The following is an 856-nucleotide window of genomic DNA, read 5'->3' as shown; positions in this document are numbered from 1 at the left end:
TGTCAAACAGCTTCCTGAGCTTTTCCCTGTTGTACATTCGTTTTGTCTTAAACAGCTTTCCCTTTACATAAAGCTGTCCCGAAAACAGATAAAACACGTAGCCGGCGATTGGAAAAAAGACAAGAATATGGATCCATAGCAGCGTGTGTTGCGAGGTGCGGTTTTCAAGAATTAATGAATAGATGCTGAACAAAATAATGCTTATATAGCAAAGCAATCCTCCGTAAAACTCAAGTCTGGAAACCGGAAAAAACCAAATGACATATGCCCCGATGAGCATCATATATAAAAAGAAAAATTCCAGTCTCCTTTTCAGCATCCTGATTCTCTCCAATCTGATTCAATTACCTCTGTATTACCTCTTTTTTCTAATCGATAAACCTTGTAAGCAAAAAACCTCTCCGCCAAAGGAGGAGAGGTTTAGAGAAAACTAATTGTCAAGGGGTTCATCCGCATCGTTTCTGCAGAAATAAAGCAAGACTATTGGCAACGCCGAGTGAAGCCTGATGCTACAACATGAACGGCAGGCCGAACCCGCTAAGCACTCCGGCACGCGCCGAAAAAGAGGCGGCGCTGTGACTGCAAATACGGTGGATAGAGTGAATTTGATACCCATTCTGATGAGAGAAAATATATAAAACGGGATATTGATCAGAAAGATATAAGGAGCTAGTCAGGCTGAGTCATAATCTGCTGTTCCGCCGGTTTAAAATGAATAAAATCCTTGATGTTATTTCCATATACAAACATAACAGGATTCCCGGCCGCCCAGCCATTACCTTGGCAGAAGATATCTTATGTTTTCATCAAGATAAAAAAATCCCCCTCTTGCAAGGGGGATTTTCACGAGCGTTTC

At 41.6% G+C, this 856-nt stretch carries 1 protein-coding gene and 1 pseudogene; both read right to left on the bottom strand.

Annotated features, from left to right (window positions below; genetic code table 11):
* On the bottom strand, positions 1–319 hold a 319-nt coding region (locus ACWHAR_RS25020; RefSeq protein WP_452088175.1), incomplete at its 3' end, for a PLDc N-terminal domain-containing protein.
* Positions 320–449: 130 nt separating this feature from the next.
* Positions 450–658 (bottom strand): annotated as a pseudogene (locus ACWHAR_RS25015) (YitT family protein); the annotation flags it as partial.
* Positions 659–856: the final 198 nt, after the last annotated feature.

It is taken from the genome of Bacillus sp. LR--39, from assembly GCF_053613335.1.
The sequence above is the reverse complement of the archived record's forward strand: the minus strand, read 5'-3'. Positions and strand labels throughout refer to the sequence as shown.